Source organism: Xanthomonas sp. WHRI 8393, assembly GCF_040203315.1.
In the GTDB taxonomy this organism is placed as follows: Bacteria; Pseudomonadota; Gammaproteobacteria; order Xanthomonadales; family Xanthomonadaceae; genus Xanthomonas; species Xanthomonas arboricola.
In genome coordinates, this window is the sequence record NZ_JBEGGL010000001.1 from 660442 (window position 1) to 672895 (window position 12454).

Annotated in this window: 13 protein-coding genes and 2 tRNA genes; 10 read left to right on the plus strand and 5 right to left on the minus strand. The window is 63.8% G+C overall.

Features of this window, described 5'->3' with window-relative positions:
• Window positions 1–5: 5 nt before the first annotated feature.
• Window positions 6–1169 (plus strand): mandelate racemase/muconate lactonizing enzyme family protein, encoded by a 1164-nt coding sequence (locus tag ABQ137_RS02845; RefSeq protein ID WP_184457380.1) that lies wholly within the window; start codon window positions 6–8, stop codon window positions 1167–1169.
• Between the two features lie 96 nt (window positions 1170–1265).
• Here the strand turns inward: ABQ137_RS02845 and ABQ137_RS02850 are convergent, their stop codons facing one another.
• Window positions 1266–2846: a thioredoxin family protein gene (locus ABQ137_RS02850; protein WP_349781099.1), complete on the minus strand. Its 1581-nt coding sequence runs from the start codon at window positions 2844–2846 to the stop codon at window positions 1266–1268.
• A 454-nt stretch (window positions 2847–3300) separates the two neighbouring features.
• Between ABQ137_RS02850 and ABQ137_RS02855 the strand changes: the two genes are divergently transcribed.
• The 5 genes from ABQ137_RS02855 (at window position 3301) to ABQ137_RS02875 (ending at window position 7476) form a co-directional block, all read left to right on the plus strand.
• Entirely contained in the window at window positions 3301–3879 is a 579-nt protein-coding gene (locus ABQ137_RS02855) for an anthranilate synthase component II (RefSeq protein WP_016902431.1), read from the plus strand.
• 175 nt (window positions 3880–4054) lie between these two features.
• Window positions 4055–4687 (plus strand): flavin reductase family protein, encoded by a 633-nt coding sequence (locus tag ABQ137_RS02860; RefSeq protein ID WP_016902430.1) that lies wholly within the window; start codon window positions 4055–4057, stop codon window positions 4685–4687.
• 116 nt (window positions 4688–4803) lie between these two features.
• Window positions 4804–5841 (plus strand): anthranilate phosphoribosyltransferase, encoded by a 1038-nt coding sequence (gene trpD, locus ABQ137_RS02865; protein WP_102255540.1) that lies wholly within the window; start codon window positions 4804–4806, stop codon window positions 5839–5841.
• 128 nt (window positions 5842–5969) lie between these two features.
• The gene (trpC, locus tag ABQ137_RS02870; RefSeq protein WP_046345541.1) at window positions 5970–6767 is read left to right on the plus strand and encodes an indole-3-glycerol phosphate synthase TrpC; all 798 of its coding nucleotides are present in this window, start codon (window positions 5970–5972) and stop codon (window positions 6765–6767) included.
• Window positions 6760–7476 (plus strand): haloacid dehalogenase-like hydrolase, encoded by a 717-nt coding sequence (locus tag ABQ137_RS02875; RefSeq protein WP_016902427.1) that lies wholly within the window; start codon window positions 6760–6762, stop codon window positions 7474–7476. Before trpC ends, ABQ137_RS02875 begins: the two co-directional genes overlap by 8 nt.
• Window positions 7477–7756: 280 nt before the next feature.
• Here the strand turns inward: ABQ137_RS02875 and crp are convergent, their stop codons facing one another.
• Window positions 7757–8449 (minus strand): cAMP-activated global transcriptional regulator CRP, encoded by a 693-nt coding sequence (gene crp / locus ABQ137_RS02880; RefSeq protein ID WP_024938194.1) that lies wholly within the window; start codon window positions 8447–8449, stop codon window positions 7757–7759.
• Window positions 8450–8586: 137 nt separating this feature from the next.
• On the opposite strand from crp, the gene speD reads away from it, so the two are divergent.
• Window positions 8587–9381 (plus strand): adenosylmethionine decarboxylase, encoded by a 795-nt coding sequence (gene speD, locus ABQ137_RS02885; RefSeq protein ID WP_005990692.1) that lies wholly within the window; start codon window positions 8587–8589, stop codon window positions 9379–9381.
• Between the two features lie 164 nt (window positions 9382–9545).
• Window positions 9546–9860: a DMT family transporter gene (locus tag ABQ137_RS02890; protein ID WP_003483069.1), complete on the plus strand. Its 315-nt coding sequence runs from the start codon at window positions 9546–9548 to the stop codon at window positions 9858–9860.
• A gap of 215 nt (window positions 9861–10075) precedes the next feature.
• On the opposite strand, the gene coq7 is transcribed toward ABQ137_RS02890, so the two are convergent.
• Entirely contained in the window at window positions 10076–10729 is a 654-nt protein-coding gene (gene coq7, locus ABQ137_RS02895) for a 2-polyprenyl-3-methyl-6-methoxy-1,4-benzoquinone monooxygenase (protein WP_102250951.1), read from the minus strand.
• A 181-nt stretch (window positions 10730–10910) separates the two neighbouring features.
• On the opposite strand from coq7, the gene rplM reads away from it, so the two are divergent.
• Window positions 10911–11339, plus strand: a complete 429-nt coding sequence (rplM, locus tag ABQ137_RS02900) for a 50S ribosomal protein L13 (protein ID WP_003483082.1) — start codon at window positions 10911–10913, stop codon at window positions 11337–11339.
• Between the two features lie 2 nt (window positions 11340–11341).
• On the plus strand, window positions 11342–11734 hold the full coding sequence (gene rpsI, locus ABQ137_RS02905; protein ID WP_016902423.1) for a 30S ribosomal protein S9: 393 nt from the start codon (window positions 11342–11344) through the stop codon (window positions 11732–11734).
• Window positions 11735–12148: 414 nt separating this feature from the next.
• Here rpsI and ABQ137_RS02910 read toward each other — a convergent pair.
• Window positions 12149–12223: transfer RNA gene (locus ABQ137_RS02910), tRNA-Gln, on the minus strand.
• 52 nt (window positions 12224–12275) lie between these two features.
• A tRNA-Met gene (locus ABQ137_RS02915) sits at window positions 12276–12352 on the minus strand.
• Between the last annotated feature and the right edge of the window lie 102 nt (window positions 12353–12454).

The following is a 12454-nucleotide window of genomic DNA, read 5'->3' on the forward strand; positions in this document are numbered from 1 at the left end:
ACCCAATGCGTATCATCGATGTCGTTGAAATCACCAAGCCGATCTCCTCGCCGATCCGTAACGCCTACATCGATTTTTCGAAGATGACCGCCAGTCTGGTGGCGGTGGTCACCGATCAGATGCGCGACGGCCGTCGGGTCGTCGGCTACGGATTCAACTCCAATGGGCGCTATGGACAGGGCGGGCTGATACGCGAGCGCTTTCGCGATCGCATCCTGGAGGCAGACAGTGCATCGCTGTGCAACGACGCCGGCGACAATCTGGATCCGTCCAGGATCTGGAAGGCGATGATGTCCAACGAAAAGCCGGGTGGTCACGGCGAGCGCTCCGTCGCAGTGGGCACGCTGGATATGGCGATCTGGGATGCGACCGCCAAGATCGCCGGCATGCCGCTGTTCCGCTATCTGGCGCAGATGAAAGGCCGGCAAGCCAATCCGCGCGTCTTCGTCTATGCAGCCGGTGGCTACTATTACCCGGGCAAGGACAACAGTGCCTTGCGCAAGGAGATGCGCGGCTATCTGGACCGTGGTTACAACGTGGTCAAGATGAAGATCGGTGGCGCGTCCATTGACGAAGACCGCGGCCGGATCGAGTCGGTGCTTGAGGAAATCGGCAGCCAGGCCCGCTTGGCGGTGGATGCAAATGGGCGCTTCGACCTGGAGACTGGCATCGCCTACGCCAAGATGCTGCGCGACTATCCGCTGTTCTGGTACGAGGAAGTCGGTGATCCGCTCGACTACGCGCTGCAAGCCGCCCTGAGCGAATTCTATCCGGGGCCGATGGCAACCGGCGAAAACCTGTTCTCGCACCAGGATGCACGCAACCTGCTGCGCTACGGCGGCATGCGCCCGGACCGCGATTACCTGCAGTTCGATTGCGCGCTGTCGTACGGCCTGGTCGAGTATCTGCGCACGCTGGAGGTGCTGGAGCAGTTCGGCTGGTCGCCCGCACGTTGCATCCCGCACGGTGGTCATCAGATGTCGCTCAACATCGCCGCAGGCCTGGGTCTGGGCGGCAATGAGAGTTACCCGGACCTGTTCCAGCCATATGGCGGGTTTCCGGATGGCGTCAAGGTCCAGGATGGACACATCGTGATGCCGGAATTGCCGGGTATCGGCTTCGAGGGCAAGTCCGACCTGATCAAGGTCATGCGTGAGCTGGCCGAATAGGACGGGATGGCATTGGCTGCGTTTCTGATGGGCGAACCACCTGCGCGGGGCGTGCCTGTGCCGACCTTCGCAGGCGCATCAGGACTATGCCCCGCCTCACCCCAGCCAGTCGGCGCAGGCGGCTGGCTTGTTCCCGTCGGCGCAACGTGTCTGCGCCTTCTGGCGCAGGCGGGTCAGGACTGCGCTGCCTGTCGGGCTCTGCTTGCTCCAGGTCTTCAGTGATGCGCCGACTTCCTCGAAGTGCTGGCGATTGTCTTTGAGATAGCCATCGGATTGCCGCGCCAGATCGCCGATCACTCGGCTTGCAAGCGTCTCGATACCTGTACCGTCCTCCGGGCTGAGCCGGACCAGCGCATCCAGATAGGTCATGCCCCGCTCAACCACGGTCCCCTGGCTACCATTCGAATCGTAGGCCTGCTTGAACCATGACAGCGCAGCCTTGGTGTCACCGCGCTGTTCGGCCAGGATACCCAGGTAGGGCATGTAGTAGGACGGTGTCTTGCTACGCGTCAACTCGGCCTGCATCAATTGCGCAGATCCCTTGTTATCGCCCACCAGCGCCAACAAGCCGGCAGCACTTGTAATCGTGGACTGACGCTCTTCATCGGTCTTGGCTTCCGTCACCGCCCACTGCACGCGCTGGTGCACGGTCTTGACCACGTCTGCAGGCAGCGGAGGTTGCGGCTTATTCATTTCCGCTCTGGTCGGCTGTCCCTGTGCCAGGCGAGCAAGGTCGATCTCGGCATACCCGGTCCGCAAACGATCAACGATGGGCAAGGTGGGATCGGCATAGGCCTGCGCCAACGCCTGATTGAACTCCCTGGACAATGCGGCACGTTTGCCCGGATCGTCGGTCGCAGAAGCAACCAGCGTGGCAGCACCACGCACCAGCACATCAAGATTGTTGCGCACCTCTGACGGGTTGGAAAACACGGTTTGCAGCAACGTGTACGTCGCCGGGCTTACGACGGGCTTCTGCCTGGTGACAGCTACTGCCAGCAGCTGGAAGCGACGCTGCAAGGCCGGCTGTGGTGCCGCCTTCGCCAGTGCAGCCAGGGTGGCGGGCGCAGCCTTTGCATCGACCAGTTGGTCGTCCTGCAACCAGCTGTAATTGCCGAGAAGAGTCCACTCGTCCGGCTTTAGCGTTTGTGGAGCGTTGAGCGCCCGCTCCAGGATCTGCTTTGTACTCGCGGTGGATTGAGCTGCAACGCGCAGGCTATCGACAAGCTGGGCGGTACTGCTGTCGCCCACCAGCCGGGTGATTTCGCTGCGATCCGGGCGTAGCAGGATGACCGTGGGATACCCCCTGACGCCGAAGCGTTCGGCCCAGGTCTGGGCTTCTTGCAGGTCTGCGTCCAGATGCACTGCCACGAATTGCCGCGTCTGCGCGATGAACCCCGGGTCCTTGAACGTGGTGGCCTTGAGCCGGTTGCACGGTGGGCACCAGATGGCGCCCCAGTACAACAGGAGTGGTTTGCCGGTGTTCCTGGCCTCCTCCAGGGCTTTTTCTACATTCCCCTCATGCCAGTTTATCGCGGGCGCCGCTGCAGGCCGCGTTGCTGCCGCGGGCGGCGCCGATACCGCCGACGGCGTTGATCTGTCGCAGGCCGTCAGCGCTGCCAGCAACGCGGAAAGAGCGATGAGCGTGGGGGACGGCGAACGAAACGACAGAGCCATGGGAAGCCTTTGCGTGATGGAGGTCAGCTGAGCGCGGTTGTCTGGAAACACCTCCACGCATGCCAATTTCTCGAAGCATCACGTCTTTCAAGTTTGCCCGGAGCGGAGGATGCGAACTGCCGTCACGCCGAACGCATCGTTAGGGACGCATGGCGGCGAGCATTGGATCCAGGCTGGAGACAGCCGGCGTTCCGCGCGTGAGGTGCAAGTTGTCTAGCTGGTCCGGACCTGTCGGAGCACTGTGGTCCGGGGAGGGACAGCGTGGATGACGCGTCTGCATGGCTGATCGCGTTGATCGCACACAGGAGCGCTGAGCGAGCCCGTGCGAAGATATGCTTCGGTGTTGCTCGCTCCCCGGCCGCTTGGGTATCCAGGCGGGTTGAAAGGGATCAGGGCGGCTATCGGCGGGTTGTTTCGGGCTGTTGCCCTTTAAAAACAAAGAGATAGGCCTGAAATGTTACTGATGCTCGACAACTACGACAGCTTTACCTACAACCTCGTGCAGTACCTGCAGGCGCTGGGTGCCGAGGTCACGGTGGTGCGCAACGACGCGATGAGCGTGGATCAGATCGCCGCGCTCAGGCCCGAGCGCATCGTGATCTCGCCCGGCCCGTGCACCCCGAACGAGGCCGGTATCTCGCTGCAGCTGATCGAGCAGCTGGGCCAGACCACGCCGATCCTGGGTGTGTGCCTGGGGCATCAAAGCATCGGGCAGGTCTATGGCGGCGATGTGATCCGCGCCGACAACATCATGCATGGCAAGACCTCGCCGATCCGCCACCAGGGCAAGGGCGTGTTCGCCGGCCTGCCGGACAGCTACGAAGCCACCCGCTACCACTCGCTGGTGGTGGACAAGACCACCTTGCCCGACGCGCTGGAAGTCACCGCCTGGACCGAGAATCCGGATGGCTCGATCGAAGAGATCATGGGCCTGCGTCATCGCCAGTTTCCGGTCGAAGGCGTGCAGTTCCATCCCGAGTCGATCCTGACCCAGCACGGTCAGGCCTTGCTGAAAAACTTCCTGCAGCGTTGATCGAAATGCGCAGCGCGCACGTCGCAAGGGCCGCCGTAACCTTCGTCAGTCTCGATGCAGTCTTCGGCGCCATCGATGCACCAGCGACCCATGCGCGCAATGCCTGCAATGACCTACGCGATAGCATGCGGCGGGTTTCCCGCCTCGCTTCGTTCACACCTGCATCCGGATCACGATGAGCACCGCCAGCGACAGCTTCCACTTCTACGAACCAGGCCAGGGCCACGGGCTGCCGCACGATCCGTTCAACGCCATCGTCGGTCCGCGGCCGATCGGCTGGATCGGCTCGCGCAGCGCCGAGGGCATCGCCAATCTGGCGCCTTACAGCTTCTTCAATGCGTTCAACTACGTGCCGCCGATCGTCGGTTTCGCTAGCATCGGCCGCAAGGACAGCCTGCGCAATATCGAAGCCACCGGCGAGTTCAGCTGGAACCTGGCCACGCGCCCACTGGCCGAGGCAATGAACGCCAGTGCTGCGATGGTGCCGGCGGAGGTCGACGAGTTCGTGCTGGCCGAGTTGCAGATGGCGCCATCGCGGCTGATCGGTGCCCCGCGCGTGGCAGCCAGTCCGGTCAGTTTCGAATGCCGGCTCAGCCAGCTATTGCCGCTGCAGAGCGCAGCCGGGCAGGCCATCGAAACCTGGCTGGTCCTGGGCGAAGTGGTCGGCGTGCATCTGGCGCACGCGGCGTTGCAGGACGGCATCTACGATCCCGCAGCCGTGCAGACGATTCTGCGCGCCGGCGGCGCCGCCGACTATTTCGAAGTGCAGGCGCAGGCACGCTTCCGCATGCGGCGCCCGGGCCAGTGAGCGCTGCGCGCCGCGTCGCTGCATGGCATTGCCGCCATGCGCGACTGCAGCGCCAGCATTGATCGACCAAGCTCGCTGCCGCCTATCTTTCCCACGTTTTGCCACGGTCCTCGTCCATGCCCATCACCCCGCAAGAAGCCCTGCAACGCACCATCGAACACCGCGAAATCTTCCACGACGAAATGGTCGAGCTGATGCGCCAGATCATGCGTGGCGAGGTCTCGGACATGATGGTCGCGGCCATCCTCACCGGGTTGCGGGTCAAGAAGGAAACCATCGGCGAGATCGCCGGCGCAGCCACGGTGATGCGCGAGTTCTCGCGTCGCGTGGAAGTGGATGATCGCCGGCATATGGTCGACATCGTCGGCACCGGCGGCGATGGCTCGCATACCTTCAACATCTCCACCTGCGCGATGTTCGTGGCCGCCGCCGGCGGTGCCAAGGTCGCCAAGCACGGCAATCGCAGCGTCTCGTCCAAGTCCGGCAGTGCCGACGCGCTGGAGGCGCTGGGCGCGGCGATCGAGCTACAGCCCGAGCAGGTCGCCGCCTCGCTGGCGCAGACCGGTATCGGCTTCATGTATGCACCGGTGCATCATCCGGCCATGAAGGTGGTGGCGCCGGTGCGCCGCGAAATGGGCGTGCGCACCATCTTCAACATCCTCGGCCCGCTGACCAACCCGGCCGGCTCGCCGAACATCCTGATGGGCGTGTTCCATCCGGACCTGGTCGGCATCCAGGCGCGCGTGCTGCAGGAACTCGGTGCCGAGCGTGCGCTGGTGGTGTGGGGCCGCGATGGCATGGACGAGCTTTCGCTGGGGGCCGGCACCCTGGTCGGCGAGCTGCGCGATGGCCAGGTGCGCGAATACGAAGTGCATCCGGAGGATTTCGGCATTGCGATGTCGGCCAGCCGCAACCTCAAGGTGGCCGATGCCGCGCAGTCGCGCACGATGCTGCTGCAGGTGCTGGACAATGTGCCCGGCCCGGCGCTGGACATCGTCGCGCTCAACGCCGGTGCGGCGCTGTACGTGGCAGGCGTGTCCGACAGCATCGCCGAGGGCGTCGTGCGTGCGCGTGCGGTCCTGGCCGATGGCTCGGCGCGTGCAAGACTGGACGCCTATGTCGCCTTCACCCGGCAGATTGCCTCACAGGCCTGACCCCTCCCACTGCACCGGCAGGCATGCGGCGGCATCCCGATCATGACCGCTGGCATGCTGGGGCTGGCGCGTGGCGGCCGGTTGCGGCCGTCTTGACCGATAATGCCCGACTGCCAGGACCCGATACGATGAGCGATATCCTCAACACCATCCTTGCCCGCAAGGCCGAAGAAATCGCCGAGCGCAGTGCGCGCGTGCCGCTTGCCGAGCTGATCGCGCGCAGCGCCGACCTGCCGCTCACGCGCGGGTTTGCCGCCGCCATGCAGGCCAGCATCGCCGCCGGCGAGCCGGCGGTGATCGCCGAGGTGAAGAAGGCCAGCCCGTCCAAGGGCGTGATCCGGCCCGACTTCCACCCGGCCGACATTGCGGTCAGCTATGAATTCGGCGGCGCCAGCTGCCTGTCGGTGTTGACCGATGTGGACTTCTTCCAGGGCGCCGATGCCTATCTGCGCCAGGCGCGCGAGGCCTGCACGCTGCCGGTGCTGCGCAAGGACTTCACTGTCGACCCCTACCAGGTCTACGAGGCGCGCGTGCTCGGCGCCGATTGCATCCTGCTGATCGTCTCGGCACTGGACGATGGGCAACTGGCCGAGCTCTCCGGCCTGGCCATGCAACTGGGCCTGGACGTACTGGTGGAAGTGCACGACATCGACGAGCTGGAGCGCGCGGTGCAGGTGCCGGTGCCGCTGGTGGGCATCAACAACCGCAATCTGCGCACCTTCGAGGTGACGCTGCAGACCACGCTGGACATGCGCGCCGCCGTGCCGCGCGACCGCATCCTGGTCACCGAAAGCGGCATCGTCACTCCGGCCGACGTGCAGTTGATGCGCGGCCACGGCGTGAACGCGTTTCTGGTCGGCGAGACCTTCATGCGCGCGGCCGAACCCGGCGAGTCGCTGCGTCAGCTATTCTTTGCGCATGACTGAGGCGTATCCCGTACCGCGCGACGACGCACCGCTGGTGGTCTTCGATTTCGACCACACGCTGTATGACGGCGACTCCGGCAGCCATCTGTTCGCCTGGCTGATCAAGCGCAACCCCTTGCGTCTGCTGGTGGCGCTGTTGGCCTCGCCGATCCTCGGCCCGATGGTGGCGATGCTGCCGACCCGCCGTCGCGGCGTGTCCGGGTATGTGTGGATCGCCACCTTCGGCCTGCACCGCACGCGCGAGTTCAACCGCTTCATCGATGCGTACGTGCTCAAGCATGAAGCGCAGATCCGGCAGCGCCTGTTGCCGCACGCCTTGAAGGTGTTCACCGACCACCGCGCTGCCGGCGACCGCGTGGTGGTGGCCACCGGCGCGCCGCCGGAACTGGCGCGCGCCATTCTCGGCTTTGTCGCCCATCAGGATGTGCCGGTGATCGGCAGCCTGGTCGGTCCGCGTCTGGGCGCGGTCACCGCGCGACGTCACTGCCACAACGAAGAGAAGATGCGCATGCTGCGCGAGCGCGGCTATGCCGACATCGCCATTGCCTATTCGGACAGCACCGCGGATCTGCCGCTGTTGAAGGCCGCGCGCGCGCCGGTGGTGGTCAATCCGAAGGCTAATCGCGAAGCGCTGTTCCGGCAGGTGCTGCCGGCCGGCACGCCGATCCTCAACTGGGGGTGTCGCGATCGTGGTGGCAAGGCGCTGTAGCGCCTGGCGCCGGTAGCGGCGCGCAGCCTGGCGGGCACGGCAGGTATTCGAACTCGGCAGCTACCGCACAGACGCACGGATTGATTCGCGCGCATCCAGTGGCTGTTCACCAAGATTTACTGGTCACGCCAAGCCCGCCGGAGCAGCAGGGAAGGGTAAGCAGCTAGTAATGCATAGCACGCGGCGGCGCCGCGCGCCGACTGCATCAGTCCGCATGCCGTGCGGCGTATGGTTCAAGTTGCGGCCGGTGCAGTGCTGCACCAGCCGCGACCACAACCGGTCAGCGGGTGCCGTAGAGCACGACGGTCTTGCCGCGTGCATGCAGCAGGCCGTCGGCCTGCAGCTTCTTGAGCACGCGCCCGGCCATCTCGCGCGAACAACCCACCAGACGTGCCAGCTCCTGCCGCGATACGCGCAGCTGGGTGCCCTGCGGATGACTCATCGCTTCCGGCTCCTTGGACAGGTCGTGCAGGGTGCGCACGATGCGGTCGGTCACGTCCAGAAACGCCAGGCGGCTGGCTTTCCTTGTGGTGTCGAGCAACCGCTTGGACAGCTGAACGCCAATCGCGTACAGGATGCGGGGCGCATCCGGGGACAGACTGGTCTGGAACAGCTGCTGCAGCCGCTCGTAGCTGATCTCGGCCAGCTCGCACTGGGTGCGGGTGCGCAAGATCACCTCGCGGGTATCGGATTCGATGAACAACCCCATCTCGCCGACGAACTCGCCGCTACCGAAGTAGCCCAGCACCAACTCACGATCGTCATCTTCCTCGGCAATGATGCTCACCGAGCCACTGATCACGTAATAGAGGGTGCCAGCCGGGTCTCCCGGCCGGAACACATCGGTCCGGGTCGGATAGCGCCTGCGATGGCTGTGCGCCAGGAAACGCTCGATCGTGCCCGCGTCCAGCGCCAGAGAAGGGGTAGCGTTACGTACCGTCGTAGTCACAACCGTCGTGTTTCCTGGGCTCATGGTAGTTCCGCGTGTAATTCCTGAAGCTTAACGGCATGAGTCATGCAAGGTAAACCATTCTTAACGTCGGCATTTCGTTGCTGGGATCTTTGGCTCATAATTGTTTCCTTTCCCGCCTTCCATAAGGACAGACCGACGTGGTCAAGCCGTTGCCTCGCCTGAGGCTACAGGGGTTCAACAACCTCACCAAGGCGTTGAGCTTCAACATCTACGACGTCTGTTACGCGCGTACCGAAGAGGAGCGTCAGCGCTACATCGAATATATCGATGAGCAGTACGACGCCGATCGTCTGACGCAGATCCTGACCGATGTTGCCGAGATCATTGGCGCCAACATCCTCAATATCGCACGTCAGGACTACGATCCGCAGGGCGCATCGGTCACGATCCTGATCTCGGAAGAGCCCGTCATCGACAAGAAGCAGGCCGGCAAGGAGCTGATCTCCGATGCCGTGGTCGCTCATATGGACAAAAGTCATATCACTGTCCATACATACCCCGAGACGCATCCGCAGGAAGGCATTGCCACGTTCCGCGCCGATATCGACGTCGCCACCTGCGGCGTGATCTCGCCGTTGAAGGCGCTGAACTACCTGATCGAGAGTCTGGAGTCGGACATCGTGATCATGGACTACCGCGTCCGTGGCTTCACCCGCGATGTGAAGGGCAAGAAGCACTACATCGATCACAAGATCAACTCGATCCAGCACTTCCTCGCCAAGAACGTGAAGTCGCGCTACGAGATGTTCGATGTCAACGTCTATCAGGAAAACATCTTCCATACCAAGATGCACCTGAAGGACTTCGACCTGGACCAGTACCTATTCGAGGAGCGCGCCAAGAACCTCTCGTTCAAGGAGCGCATGAAGATCGAAACGCTGCTCAAGCGCGAGATCGAAGAACTGTTCCACGGGCGCAACCTGAGCGAGTAAGCGCAGCGAGCGAGCTGTTGCGCGACCTGCCTGCAGGCGCGCGAAAGAACCAAGGCGGGACGGCCCGCCACGCGATGACCTCGCGTTCCACAGCCGACGGCGGCCCAGTGTGCAAACACTGGGCCGCTTTTTTTTTGTGCGTTTTTCAAGTGAGGAGTAATGCGATGCCCTGGATCTATCTGCTGCTGGCCGGCCTGTTCGAAATCGGTTTTGCCATGGGCCTGAAGTACAGCGACGGCTTCACCCGCCTGTGGCCGACCGTGCTGACGATCGGTCTGGCGGGCATCAGCCTGTGGTTCCTGACCCAGGCACTGAAGACCATCCCGGTCGGCACCGGTTACGCGATCTGGACCGGGATCGGCGCGCTGGGCGTGACCATCGCCGGCATCGCGCTGTTCGGCGACAGCGCGTCGTGGTCGCGTCTGGCCTGCATCGGCCTGATCGTGGCCGGGGTGATCGGGCTGAAGCTGGTGGGCTAGCCGTGGTCAGCCCTGCGTGGTCAGTCCCACTGCGTGGGCCTGCCTCCCAAGATTTGCTGTGCAAACCTTGGGCCCCACTTCGTAGCAGCCTATCCCCCCGCCTTCGGCGCGCCCCCTTAACAGAAGGGGGCTCTGCTCCAGTGGGGTGTTGCGAGGTGTGGGGTATGGTTTGCTGGGCGCCGCCGGCCGCCAGCTGCCAATCCCCAATCCCCCGGCTACAGCCGGTACGCCACCGCTTTCATCAGCTTGGAGGCCAGGGCCATGGCGCTGGGGATCGGGGGCGGGAGGATGCGCGCGCCGGCCTGTTCGGCCTGGTCGGCGTGGCGGGCTTCGTCGATCTTCATCACGCGCAGGATCGCGCGGCTGCGCTGGTCGCCCTCGGGGAGAGTTTCCAGGTGTTCATCCAGATGGGCCTCGACCTGGCGCTCGGTTTCGACCACGAAGCCCAGGCTCCAGTCGTCGCCGCGCAATCCGGCCAGGGCGCCGAGCGCGTAGCTGCCGGCGTACCAGAGCGGGTTGAACAGGCTGGGGCGGCTGTCCAGCTCGTGCAGGCGGTCGGCGCACCAGGCCAGATGGTCGGTTTCTTCCTGCGCCGCCTCCAGCAGATGATGCTGGGTGTGGGCATCGCGGGCGACCGCGGCCTGGCCGAAATACAGGCCTTGCGCGCAGACTTCGCCGACGTGGTTGATCCGCATCAAGCCGGCGGCGTGGCGACGCTGGTCCGGTTCCAGTGCGACGTCGGGCGTGTCGGCGGCCGGGTTGGGCCGCTCGGCGGGCGGATTGCCGAATACCGTGTCCAGCGCGCGCTGGGCTTCGACCAGCAGCCGGTCGAGCGGGCCATGCAGTCGGAAAGAGGAGATCTGGGTCATGCGCCGATTCTGGCCCCGGACCGAGCCGCTGCCAACCGCCAGCGCGCCGGCCGGTCGGCGACTTGCGTGGCCTTGTATCGTCCCGTACAATCCCGCCTCTTCTGTTTCGCCTTCACAACGCGTGGCAAAGTTCCAGCGGTCATTGCCGCTGCAATCCGCCCGACCACTCAAGAGTTTTCTCATGACTACGTTCACCGCCAAGTCCGAGACCGTCCAGCGTGACTGGTATCTCGTTGACGCCGCCGGCAAGACGCTCGGCCGTCTGTCCACCGAACTGGCCCGCCGCCTGCGCGGCAAGCACAAGCCGGTTTATACCCCGCACGTCGATACCGGCGATTACCTCGTGGTGATCAATGCCGAAAAGATCGTGGTCACGGGCAACAAGCTGAAAGACAAGAAGTATCACCGCTTCACCGGCTACATCGGTAACCTCAAGACCGAGAGCCTGGAGCAGGCGCTGCAGCGCCACCCGGAGCGCGTGATCGAAATCGCCGTCAAGGGCATGCTGCCGAAGGGCCCCCTGGGCCGCACCATGTACCGCAAGCTCAAGGTCTATTCGGGTGCCGAGCATCCGCACGCCGCCCAGCAGCCGCAAGTTCTGGATATCTAATCATGGCTATCACGCAAAACTACGGCACTGGCCGCCGCAAGTCCTCCACCGCTCGCGTGTTCCTGCGCAAGGGTACCGGCAACATCACCGTCAACGACCGTCCGCTGGACGAGTTCTTTGGCCGTGAGACTGCACGCATGATCGTGCGTCAGCCGCTGGAACTCACCAAGAATACCGAAAGCTTCGACATCCTGGTCACCGCCTCCGGCGGCGGCACCACCGGCCAGGCCGGTGCGATCCGTCTGGGCATCGCCCGTGCGCTGGTCGAGTACGACGAAACCCTGAAGTCCGAGCTGCGCAAGGCCGGCTTCATGACCCGTGACGCCCGTGAAGTCGAGCGTAAGAAGGTCGGTCTGCACAAGGCCCGTCGCGCGACCCAGTTCTCCAAGCGCTGATCCATTGCGTTTGTTGCGTCCCGGTTCGCCGGGGCGCCTGCTTCAAAAGCCCGGCCATGCCGGGCTTTTGTCGTTTTTGGGGCCTGCGCAGTGGGCGCCTGCAGTCGGTGGCCTGCTGTGTCGGGGCAGATTTTTCCTTGCCCAGGTCTGGTGACTTTCGCAAACGCTGGCTGGTCATCTCGTGTGTACCGGCCGCTGCGCCTGCGCACGGCGGCATGGGGTGATGCCGCGGTGGCCGGGCTCTGTGCCTGACTATTGGTGCCTGTCTGACCCGGGATCCATTTCGACCAGGGTGGGTGTCGCCTTCGGTGATCGCTGTTCGGCCTTGGGGCGGGAATGCTTGCTGCACGAATGCCGGCAAGCAGTAATCGGGCAACAAAAAAGGCCCGATCGTCAGATCGGACCTTTCGTGTTTGGCTGCCCCGGATGGATTCGAACCACCGAATGCCTGAGTCAGAGTCAGGTGCCTTACCGCTTGGCGACGGGGCAATAAAACGTGTTGAACCAAGAGTATTGCATGCCCAGGTGGGCCTGAAAACCTTGGTGGCTATGGGTGGACTCGAACCACCGACCCCAGCATTATGAGTGCTGTGCTCTAACCGGCTGAGCTACATAGCCTAGGGAGCCGGTAATTCTTACCAAGCGCCCGCGTGTTGTCAAGCATTTCGTTTTCAGCTTGTGAGCCGGCCGTCGCCGTGGCAGAGTCGGTGACAGTAGATT